Origin of the sequence: Halopseudomonas sp., assembly GCF_041579695.1 — a bacterium.
GTDB lineage: Bacteria > Pseudomonadota > Gammaproteobacteria > Pseudomonadales > Pseudomonadaceae > Halopseudomonas.
Window position 1 is genome coordinate 1 of sequence record NZ_JBFGFI010000128.1, and the last position, 5193, is coordinate 5193.

4 protein-coding genes and 1 pseudogene are annotated in these 5193 nt (G+C 59.3%); all 5 read left to right on the forward strand.

The window, feature by feature from the left end:
- Positions 1 to 333: pseudogene (locus ABYA88_RS15130) on the forward strand (ABC transporter substrate-binding protein); the annotation flags it as partial.
- A gap of 17 nt (positions 334 to 350) precedes the next feature.
- Positions 351 to 2192 (forward strand): extracellular solute-binding protein, encoded by a 1842-nt coding sequence (locus ABYA88_RS15135; RefSeq protein ID WP_373188221.1) that lies wholly within the window; start codon positions 351 to 353, stop codon positions 2190 to 2192.
- Positions 2193 to 2194: 2 nt separating this feature from the next.
- Positions 2195 to 3268, forward strand: coding sequence for a microcin C ABC transporter permease YejB (locus ABYA88_RS15140; protein WP_373188222.1), 1074 nt, complete (start codon positions 2195 to 2197; stop codon positions 3266 to 3268).
- Between the two features lie 2 nt (positions 3269 to 3270).
- Positions 3271 to 4305: an ABC transporter permease gene (locus ABYA88_RS15145; RefSeq protein WP_373188223.1), complete on the forward strand. Its 1035-nt coding sequence runs from the start codon at positions 3271 to 3273 to the stop codon at positions 4303 to 4305.
- Between the two features lies 1 nt (position 4306).
- A partial coding sequence (locus tag ABYA88_RS15150) for an ATP-binding cassette domain-containing protein (RefSeq protein ID WP_373188224.1) occupies positions 4307 to 5193 on the forward strand: 887 nt, incomplete at its 3' end.

Genomic DNA, 5193 nt, shown 5'->3' on the forward strand with positions numbered 1-5193 from the left:
GCTACATTGCCCCAGGGATTGTCACCCGGTCTGGAGCAGCATGGGTACTTTCATTCCAGCCAGCGCAATGTAAAAGGCAGCCGAAACTATGCCGGCATCGACAATCCGGTGGTGGACGAGCTGATTGAAAATCTGCTCGCTGCCAGCAACCGGGACCAGCAGATCGCCGCCGCCAGGGCGCTGGATCGTGTGCTACTTTGGGAACACTATATAATTCCTAACTGGTATATTGACTACCATCGCATAGCCCATCGTGCCTGGCTGAAATCGCCCGAGACTCCGCCCTATTCGCTTGCTATCCGCAGCTGGTGGATGGACACGGACTCGCAATAGAACAACAAGGTTATCTGATGCCTTCACCAATCAAACTAGTTTGTGCATGCACGCTGCTCGTCTTCACTTCGCTGACTTTTGCCGCGACGCCCGGTGACCACGCAATGACATTGTATGGCGAGCCCCCGGCCTATCCGGAAGATTTCAGCCATTTTGCCTATGTGAATCCCGAAGCGCCCAAGAGCGGCACCCAGAGGTTGTCCGGTTTCGGCAGCTTTGACTCACTCAATGGGTTCATCAGCCGCGGCGCCAGCGCCGATCAGCTGGGTCTGATCTACAGCACACTGACCTTTCACGCGCTGGATGAGCCTTTTACCGAATACGGCCTGGTCGCCGAGCGAATCGAGCGCGCAGAAGACAACACCTGGGTGCGGTTTCACCTGCGCCCCGAGGCGCGCTTCAATGATGGCGAACCCATCACCGCCGCGGATGTTGTATTCACCTTCAACACACTGGTCGAGCAGGGAGCTCCGTTCTACAAGGCCTACTACGCCGGGGTAAAAGAAGTAGCGGCGGAAGGAAAGCACAGCGTCATTTTTCGTTTCCATAATGGCGAGAATCGCGAGCTGCCGCTGGTACTCGGTCAGCTCCCGGTACTGCCGGAGCACTACTGGGCCGAACGCGACTTTGGCAAGACCACGCTCGAGCCGCCACTGGGCAGTGGGCCCTATCGGATCACTGACGTCAGCGGCGGGCGCAACATCACCTATGAGCGCGTGGCCGACCACTGGGCCGAGGACCTTCCGGTTCAGCGCGGCTTCTATAACTATGACCGCGTCATTGTCGACTACTACCGTGATACCGGCGTTGCACTGGAAGCGTTCAAGGCCGGCCAGTTCGACCTGAACCAGGAGGTCAGCGCAAAGAACTGGGCCACCGGTTATGACAGTCCAGCCCTGCGCGAAGGTGCGATCATCAAGGAAGAGATTCCCAATCTCAATGTGCAGGGCATGCAGGGATTTATATTCAACCTGCGCCGACCGCTTTTCGAGGACCGTCGTGTTCGTCAGGCAATCAGCCTGCTGTTCGACTTCGAATGGTCCAACTCGGCTCTCTTCCACAACGCCTATACGCGCACTGACAGTTATTTCGACAACTCCGAACTCGGCGCCAGCGGCTTGCCCGGCCCGGACGAGCTGACTCTGCTACAGCCGTGGCGCGAGCACCTGCCCGCCGACACCTTCGGCGAGGCCTACAGCCCACCAAAAACCGATGGCAGTGGCATTATCCGCGAACAGATGCGCGAAGCCTACGCATTGCTAAAAGAGGCTGGCTGGGAAATTGTCGACGACCGTCTGGTCAACGAGCAGGGCGAACACCTGAGCTTCGAGTTTCTTATAGCACAGGCCGATTTCGAGCGGGTGCTGCTGCCCTACAAACGCAACCTTGCCTCACTGGGCATCGATCTGACCCTGCGACGTGTAGATGTATCGCAGTACATCAACCGGCTGCGCTCGCGGGACTTCGATATGGTTGTGAGCGGCTACGGCCAGTCGAACTCGCCGGGTAACGAGCAGCTCGACTACTGGCATTCATCCAGCGCGGACAATCCGGGCAGTCGCAACCTGATGGGCCTGCAGGATCCGGCCGTCGATGCGCTGGTCGAAGGACTGATCAGGGCCGACTCGCGCGAGTCCCTGATCACTCACACCCGCGCCCTGGACCGGGTGCTGCTGGCCGGACACTACGTGGTACCCAACTTTCATACCAACGTTTACCGCGTCGCCCACTGGGACAAGTTCAGCAGGCCCCAACTCTCACCGCGTTACGATCTCGGCCTCTATACCTGGTGGATAGACCCCGACAAAGCCGCAGCGCTTAAAGGCAAGCCCGCCCCCGTCACCGTCAAGGAAGACTGAGCATGCTGGCTTACATCGTCCGCCGCCTGTTGCTGATCATTCCGACCCTGTTCGGCATCCTGCTGATCAACTTCCTGATCATCCAGGCGGCTCCCGGAGGCCCAGTCGAGCAGATGATTGCCAACCTGGAGGGGTTCGAGGGAGCCACCAGCCGCATCTCTGGCAGCATGCAGGGCGAAGTCGCCAGCGGCAGCACCTACCGCGGCGCACAGGGCCTGGATCCCGACATCATCGCCGAGATCGAACGCATGTACGGCTTCGACAAGCCGGCGCCCGAACGCTTCTGGCTGATGATCAAGGGCTATATGACTTTCGATTTTGGCGACAGCTTCTTCCGCGATGCCAGCGTGATCGATCTGATCATCGAGAAGATGCCCGTGTCTATCTCGCTGGGGCTTTGGACCACGCTGATCACTTACTTGATCTCGATACCCCTGGGCATCCGCAAGGCGGTGCGGCACGGCTCTACCTTCGATATATGGACCAGCTCACTGATTATCGTTGGTTATGCCATTCCGGGGTTCCTGCTGGCCATCATGCTGATTGTGGTATTTGCCGGTGGCAGCTATTTCGACTGGTTCCCGCTACGTGGCCTGACGTCCAATAACTGGGAGGATCTCAGCACCTGGGCCAAGATCAAGGATTACGCCTGGCATCTGGTGATGCCGATTACCGCAATGGTGATCGGCAGTTTCGCGACCCTGACCATGCTGACCAAGAACTGCTTTCTGGATGAGATTGGTAAGCAGTATGTGGTTACCGCCAAGGCCAAGGGTCTGTCCGCGGGCCGAGTGCTCTACGGTCACGTGTTTCGCAATGCGATGCTACTGATCATTGCCGGCTTTCCCTCGGCGCTGATCAGCGTGTTCTTTACCGGCGCGTTGCTGATCGAGGTGATCTTCTCCCTCGACGGCCTCGGGCTGCTGGGCTTCGAGGCGGCAATCAACCGCGACTATCCGGTGATGTTCGGTACGCTCTATATCTTCACCCTGCTGGGCCTGGTGGTGAAACTGATCGGCGACATCACCTATACCCTGGTCGACCCGCGCATCGACTTTGAAAGCAGGGAGGGTTGAGCATGGCTTTCGGACTCACTCTCTCTCCACTCAACCGTCGCCGGTTTGGTCTGTTCAAGGCCAATCGCCGGGGTTGGTGGTCACTGCACATCTTTATGGTCCTTTTCGTCCTCAGTCTGGGCGCGGAGATTGTCGCCAACGACAAGCCCCTGCTGGTCAGTTACCAGGACGAACTGTACTTTCCGGTGGTCAGCCGTTACGCCGAGACCGAATTCGGCGGCGAGTTTCCGATTACAGCGGACTTCCGCAGTCCCTATATCCGCAACCTCATCGAGGAGGAAGGCGGCGGCTGGATGCTCTGGCCACCGATCCCTTTCAGCTACGACACCATCAACTACGACCTGCAGGTACCGGCCCCTGCCCCTCCTTCCGGCGAAAACTGGCTGGGCACCGACGATCAGGCCCGCGACGTCGCTGCACGGGTGATCTACGGCTTCCGCATTTCCGTGCTTTTCGCGCTGACGCTGACCATTCTCAGCTCGATCATCGGCGTGATTATCGGCGCTATTCAGGGTTTCTACGGCGGGCGCATCGACCTGTTCGGCCAACGCTTCATCGAGGTCTGGTCGGGACTGCCAGTGCTCTACCTGCTGATCATTCTTGCCAGCTTCGTGCAGCCAAATTTCTGGTGGCTGCTGGGCATCATGCTGCTGTTTTCCTGGATGGCGCTGGTCGATGTGGTGCGCGCCGAGTTCCTGCGCGGGCGCAACCTGGAATATGTGCGCGCCGCCCGGGCGCTGGGCGCCAACAACCGCATCATCATGTTCCGGCATATTCTGCCCAACGCGATGGTCGCCACACTGACCTTCTTCCCGTTCATCCTCACCGGCGGGGTCATCACCCTGACCTCGCTGGACTTTCTCGGCTTCGGCCTGCCTGCCGGCTCACCTTCACTGGGCGAACTGATTGCCCAGGGCAAGGCCAACCTGCAGGCACCCTGGCTGGGCATAACCGCCTTCGTGGTGCTGTCACTGATGCTCAGCCTGCTGGTGTTCATCGGCGAGGCTCTGCGCGATGCCTTCGACCCCAGGAAATGACATGTCAGACCAGCCATTGATTCGGATCGAAAACCTCAGCGTGGCATTTGCCAGCGAGCATGAGGAGGTCATGGCCGTGCGCGATGTCAGTTTTGATATCCGTCCCGGTGAAACCCTGGCGCTGGTAGGCGAAAGCGGCTCCGGCAAATCGGTCACGGCGCATTCGATCCTGCGCCTGCTCCCCTACCCCCAGGCACATCATCCCAGCGGTCGGATCCTGTACAAGGGTGAGGACCTGCTGCAGGCCAGCGAGAAGCGTTTGCGCCAGGTACGCGGCAATCGCATTTCGATGATCTTCCAGGAACCGATGAGCTCGCTCAACCCGTTGCACAGCGTGGAGCGGCAAATCAACGAAGTTCTGGTACTGCACAAGGGCCTGGACAAGGCTGCTGCCCGTGCGCGAACCCTCGAGCTGCTCGACCTGGTCGGGATTCCAGACCCGGCCAGCCGCCTCGGCGCCTATCCCCACGAGCTATCCGGCGGGCAGCGCCAAAGGGTGATGATCGCGATGGCCCTGGCCAACGAGCCCGAGCTGCTGATTGCCGACGAGCCGACAACAGCGCTGGATGTGACCGTCCAGCTGAAGATTCTGGAACTGCTCAAGTCGTTGCAGCAAAAGCTCGGCATGGCCTTGCTGCTGATCAGTCATGACCTGAACCTGGTGCGCAGAATTGCCCACCGGGTATGTGTCATGTACCAGGGTTGTGTCGTCGAAGAAAACGAATGCGCGAAACTCTTCGCCGACCCGCAGCATGAGTATACCCAGCGTCTGATCGCAGCCGACCCAAAGGGTGATCCTGTGGCGGTGAACGCCGACGCACCGGTGATCCTGCGCGCAGAACAGCTAAGGGTCTGGTTTCCGATTCGCAAAGGTGTTCTGCGGCGTAC